6 protein-coding genes and 1 pseudogene are annotated in these 6,107 nt (G+C 29.8%); 6 read left to right on the top strand and 1 reads right to left on the bottom strand.

Annotation, left to right across the window (positions count from 1 at the left end; all coding sequences use genetic code 11):
• From MTBBW1_RS25610 to MTBBW1_RS25590, 6 genes are all read left to right on the top strand, one after another.
• The coding region (locus tag MTBBW1_RS25610) for an FtsZ/tubulin family protein (protein WP_222424179.1) at nt 1-888 on the top strand (888 nt) is incomplete at its 5' end.
• Between the two features lie 23 nt (nt 889-911).
• The gene (locus MTBBW1_RS25605) at nt 912-2,588 is read left to right on the top strand and encodes a hypothetical protein (protein ID WP_080809376.1); all 1,677 of its coding nucleotides are present in this window, start codon (nt 912-914) and stop codon (nt 2,586-2,588) included.
• A gap of 682 nt (nt 2,589-3,270) precedes the next feature.
• The gene (locus tag MTBBW1_RS25600; RefSeq protein WP_222424178.1) at nt 3,271-3,609 is read left to right on the top strand and encodes an RNase H1/viroplasmin domain-containing protein; all 339 of its coding nucleotides are present in this window, start codon (nt 3,271-3,273) and stop codon (nt 3,607-3,609) included.
• Nucleotides 3,610-4,373: 764 nt separating this feature from the next.
• A complete protein-coding gene (locus MTBBW1_RS28765; RefSeq protein ID WP_186441719.1) occupies nt 4,374-4,526 on the top strand; it encodes a hypothetical protein in 153 nt (50 codons plus the stop codon).
• Between the two features lie 11 nt (nt 4,527-4,537).
• Complete coding sequence (locus MTBBW1_RS25595) at nt 4,538-4,855, top strand: H-NS family nucleoid-associated regulatory protein (protein ID WP_245809564.1); 318 nt, start codon at nt 4,538-4,540, stop codon at nt 4,853-4,855.
• Between the two features lie 186 nt (nt 4,856-5,041).
• On the top strand, nt 5,042-5,587 hold the full coding sequence (locus MTBBW1_RS25590) for a hypothetical protein (RefSeq protein WP_080809370.1): 546 nt from the start codon (nt 5,042-5,044) through the stop codon (nt 5,585-5,587).
• A gap of 122 nt (nt 5,588-5,709) precedes the next feature.
• On the opposite strand, the pseudogene MTBBW1_RS28760 reads toward MTBBW1_RS25590, so the two are convergent.
• Nucleotides 5,710-6,107: pseudogene (locus tag MTBBW1_RS28760) on the bottom strand (hypothetical protein); the annotation flags it as partial.

Raw genomic sequence — 6,107 nt, 5'->3', positions numbered from 1 at the left:
TGTTCCTTAATTCAGGAAGATAATATGATATCAAGAAGAAATTTTATAAAGAACGTAAGTCTCTGTAGCCTGCTATTGGCCACGGGTAACGTCACACAAGGATTAACCTATATCACTCCAGAATATGGTATAAATAAATATGAGACCTCCCTCCTTCACCTTTGTGTTATCAATGTTGGTGAAACAGGCTTACAAGTAGGCCAACGTTTACCAAAAGATGCTTGTTCTTCAACATCTTCCAACAATTCCAATAATGTGATCCAGTTTAACCCGATGCAGGTGGGTATTTCAGCATTTCTTGACCAGATGGATGCGGTCTTCCTTGTGGGGTCACCTACAGATAAGGACTTTTTTATTGCAAGAGAAGTGATCTTGGGTTCAGAGTCAGGATTAATCATTACGTTGATTCCTGATGAATTTAACTCTTTTACCTCTCCGCTTGTGCCAGGTTCAAATGAATCTATTATAACCCTACCGAAAGATACTTTTACCTTATCAGCTACCAATGTAATTATAGACATTAGCAGTATTATTTTGTTCCCGATAATTGTTGGTATTGATTATGCTGATATTAAGTATGTTTTACAAAACACCCGCGGAATTGCTTTCTCTACAGAAAACTCGTTAAAAAATAGTGTTTATGACTCCCAAAGATTAATACAAATAAACACACCTTATATCAAAAGATCCGATGGCTGCTTATTTATCCTTTCTTACACGACAATGGATTTTACTCTACAAGATATTACCGATATTTCGGATACAGTGCATGCTGCTTGTGATGATGATACTGAAATCATGTGGGGAGTTGTCGATAACAAACACCTCAAAAATCTCAACAACCATTTTCGATTAACCGTTTTGCCTGTTATCTCAAATTCCTTCTAAAATATATAACAGGAGATCATCATATGGAAAAATTCAAACCTTATATTACCCAAAAATATGTAGTTAGTAAAAAACTATATGATTATATTTGGAATTTAACAAAAGATGTGTCTGATTCTCCAGATGTTAGTTTGACCAAAGAGCGTATTAAATATCACAAATTCCTGGCACATTTGTATGCATGTGCTCAAAGTAGACAGAAAGAAGACTTTAACGATGGATTTACACCAGTCCCATACGTGTTAATCGAAAAAGAGTTCGGAAGAAATTTTGATATAAAACGATTAAATAAGTTAATTGACTTTAAAAAACACTTCTACAATGGAAAAATTAAAGGCAAATGCCGTGAATTTAGACTAAAAGAAGAGATCTTCCACAACTGCTTGATGTATGAGACATCCGATATTCTCCAAACATGGAAAGAGATGATTGACATTAAAAAATATAACATCAAAACCGTCAATTTGATGAACGGCAACAGGCTTAGAGATACAGAACAAAAGACCATCATTACAGGAAAAAACAACAATCGAAATACGAATCTTGTAAAGATACCCGTTCTAAATAATTTGAAACAAGCTTTTACCCCCTGTCCGTTTAACCCTTTGGAGGTATACAAACTGGTTAAAGCTCAACAGAAAACATACAATAAAGCAAACAAAGAATATTTGAACGTTAAGAAAGCTAACAACTTATCACAAAAATACCTTGCTAAAAAAAGACATGCTTTCGGTGTCTTTAACAACGACTTCAACGCTTTAAAAACAATCCTGTACCAAAAACCCAGATACGTTAATAAAATCAACAAGACCCATATCTTCGAGTACACAGCTGCTTACCGCTTTCAAATCAGTGGAAGATTAACCGAAATTGGTGGTGGATTTCAAAATGCCAGTCAACCTTTTAAAGAGCTTTTCTTTAAAAAGATCCCAAATATATACAACTACGACTTATCAGCATCTCAAGCTAAAGTATTAATGCAGGAATTTAAAGCTACCAATATCTCTTGTGACTGGCTTGAAAAATACTTAAACAACCCAAAAGGAAAGCACATATACGCAAAAAAGCTAAATGTTGATGTAGATGTCTGGAAAACATGCTTCTACGCACTATTCTTCGGTGCAGAGATAGAAAATTACGGTGGTACAGTCAGTAATACGCTAATCCATTATTTTAATGGCAACTATCAAAAAGCCAAATCTACCATCGATCAATTTATCAAATTAACTGAAGATCTATACCTTAAAACCAAACGATGGAGACGATTATTATGTTTTAGAAATCATCCCAGGTACAGCTACCCTTACGGAAACTATATTTATTGGAAAAACGCTCTTGGATTAAGATTTAAACAGTTTGGAATAATGAAAAATTCAAATCAATTGGTTTTAGATGGTAAACCAACAACAAATAAACGCGAGATAAAAGCTTGTCAGAGAACTCTGTCCGCTTTCATTCTTCAAGGTCAAGAAGCCTGTTTTATCCATCATTTAACAAATCTTTGTAATCAAAATGATATTCCTGTCTATAAAAACGAACATGACGGTTTGATTACAGGTAAAACAATACCCAAAAAATTAATAAACCAAGCAGCAAACATATCAGGATTGATTAAACCTGTTTTTTTAAAAAAAGACCTTTGTTCTGAAGAAAAAAGAGAAAAAATGAAGTCGTTTTTAAAAAACAGAAAATTATTATGATATGAGTGCATAACGGTCGTAAGTAAATTGAAATACCTATTGAATAAATGAGAATGGTTATATGAAATTACATTTTCCATTTACCAATAACCAATTACACTTATATTTGTCGCTCGCTGAAAAGCGAGCTAAATAGAAATATATTTACATATATATACTGTGCATTAGTTATGTAAAAATATTTATTAATAAATCAAAGGAATTGCATATAAACACAATTAACAGTGCTATAGACTGCTTAAAACAATCATTTAAAGCAATGTGCTGTTTTGTGCAAAAATTAATAAAGTTGATTTTTTTGGTCAAAATAGAGAATATTTTGGCATCATTCACTTCTCTCTTTACACTCTCAAATTGATTGAATTACTGTCTCCTCATTGTAAATATCACTATAAAATTATCCAACTATCCCTTAAAAACTTTTTGAAAGTCATTGTTCCTGATAATAGATCAAAACCCCTACCCTAAAGGTATAGGGTTTCAATCCATTTTAATAGTAAAATTGAGGTTGGCAAGTCGGATGACATATATCTGATAAAGAATGGATTAATATCCTGAAGTATTGGAAGATTTCTTTGTTTTAATGCTTCCTTCCAAGCTGTCAGAAAAAAACAGCAGTATCGTTTAGATAAATAGAGTGAATATCTCACTCTTTTTATTAATTTTAAACTTGGAGGACATTATGCAAGAAAAAACAAAGACAAAGACAAAGACAAAGAAATTTTCCATGATATTGGAAGAACTTCAAGAGCTGAAAGAAATGGTGATGCGGATAGAACGGGCGATTAATTCTTCTCACGAGAACAGAACACCCAAACCCAAATCACTGGTGAAATTAAAAAGCAAAAAGAGGGGTTGCTATTATGCCGTTGTAATTGGCTTTACTCCAGGTATCTATACCGACTGGAAAGGCCCTAACGGTGCAGAAAGACAAGTTAAAGGCTATAGTAACTCTCTTTATAAAAAATTCAAAACAGAAGAAGAAGCAGCGAGATTTATGGATCATCATAGTGATTACTAAACAATAGTGATTACTAAACGACAGTAAACAGTATTTGAAAATGTTGGCTTGATAAAGCATTAAAGGCATTAGATCAAGCCAACATTTTGTTTCCACATTGATATGGACACCCATCATTGGACATGGAAGTGAATTTATCAAAATGGAGACAAAGCATCCGTTCATCAGGCATCATGAATTGATCAACTACCTTTGTTGCAGGTCCAATGTTGCCGGTAATAATCTTCTCCAGCATAAGATTCTTACAAGAACTTAATAATGATGAAGCTTTTACAATAACACTTATCTACATATATAATTTTTGAATCAGGACAACTCTGAATAATTTTTATGGTGACTGGATCATTTTCCACATTATTATGGACGATTATTTCTTTTGGAAAATACATTGATTCTCCCCTTTTTGAGTTGATTAATCGTAAGAGACAATATCCATTATTGATTTGCTCGGGTTAATTATTTTATACTTTCTATTATAAACTATTTCACTCTTATATTATTACTTTTCAAAACCCTTCTTCATGTTTTTATATTTCTTTGTTTTTCATTTTAACCTCCAAAATTATTTGATTTTAAATCATATTCCAAACAAACATCAAACATTGTTTATTGCTTATGTATATAAAAGATTTTACTCGAAAAATACTAAATCACCATTTTCTAAATAAAAAAATATTGCTTTTTTTTTTAAACTTTAGAGATTATTTATTATTTAAATTTGAAATCTCAGATAATTTATACTCATCAATAAAGGATTCTTAACAATGCCTGAAGATCTATCAAAGCTAACAAAGGACCATTGGTCTGCAATGCGACAAGAAGAATTAGAAAAAATAAAAAATAATATTGAAGAGGCTATACAAAATAAAAAAAAGAAGAGCTTAAAAATCTTATCGACCTTATTTTTGAAACAGTGAAAACTTCAAACTTGGATATTGATGAAGTTATAAACGAAATTCAGATGAAAAATAAAAGTAGCAACACAAATAATCAAAATACCACTAAAAATAAAAAACATCCTATTTATCGAAGCTTAATAAATAAAGAGAAGACTTGGAGTGGAGTTGGTAGAAAACCAGAATGGTTTAAAAAAGAAAATAATAATGGAACCACAATAGAGGAACTTAAAATTAAAAACCAAGATGAAAATAAAAAAAGCAATGAAAATAATGAGCCTCCAACAAAAACTAACACAACTAAAAATAATCCTACAAAAAATCTTGAATTTGAAAACGACAACTCATAACCACCACTTAATATTTAAAAAGTATTAAGTAAAATAATCAACTTTCTTAAAATAATAGAATCTTAGTCTTAGCCTTAATATAAGTCTTAGTCTTAGATTGAAAAAAAACTATGATATCAATATTATAAAGATATATCTTAGGTTATACCAAGTTAACATCTAAGATATAGGTATTCTCTGAACGATATGACTTCAGATAATATTTTATATTTTTTGATTAATGATTATAAATACAAGGCTGGATATAAAAAGGTAGGATATGCCAACAAGAAAAAAAACAAAAATAAAGCTGTGAGTTACGAGCTAGATATAAACACAATAAATAAAATTGAACAAATATCTCAAAAACTAAATATATACAAAAAAGATGTAATTAAAAATGCTATTGATAACTTAGATGAAGCAATATTCAAAAATAAAATTATTAGCAATGATGATAAAATTCAAAAAGAATTTGAATTAATTAAAAAAGATATAGAAAAAATTAAAACGGCAAGTAAAGCTCACTACTCTTCTCATTTTTATAAAGAAGGTATAGAAACAACTAAAAATACAAAATCAAAATTAAAAATATTGATAGATGATTTAAATGATAAAATAGGAGATAATATAAATATCTTATATAATGACTATCATAAATTCTATAACTCTTCTGAAAAAACTGAATATATTAAATTAACAAAAAAAGATTTAAAAGTCTTTATTTATACTTACTTTGAAAAATACTTATAAAATACTCTATTTATTAGATTTGCTATATTTAAACATATATTTTTAATATTTATAAAAAAAATATGGTGTTTTCTTGAATTATCGTACTTAACTGCTCATTAGATGCATGTAAATGCTATGCTTTAAGAAAAACTATATATTGTTATTGTATAATATATGATCATTCTTTTTAATTTATCCATAGCATTATATTCTTCTACACACTGAGCTATATTTGTGTTTGATTTTTTTTCTTGAATATACATCTCTTGAAAACAATCATCAGCACCATCGACATCTTTAGCATTATATTCTTCCCATGGTTCTGGAAGCTGTTTTTGTGAATGCTTAAATCTTTTAAACTTAATTTCGTTTATCACTTTATTGCTTTTATTATTCCCAAGAACAACTTTTGAAAAATTTGGTTTTTGCAATAGATCATTTAATGTTTTTGGTAAAGCACTGCTTACTCTTATTTTAGGTCTTTTATAAATAAATTCTATTCTGACTCGATCACAATCTTTGTGTGCCCAATATACTG

This window comes from Desulfamplus magnetovallimortis, from assembly GCF_900170035.1.
Classification (GTDB): domain Bacteria; phylum Desulfobacterota; class Desulfobacteria; order Desulfobacterales; family Desulfobacteraceae; genus Desulfamplus; species Desulfamplus magnetovallimortis.
This window is presented reverse-complemented; position numbering and strand designations above follow the sequence as displayed.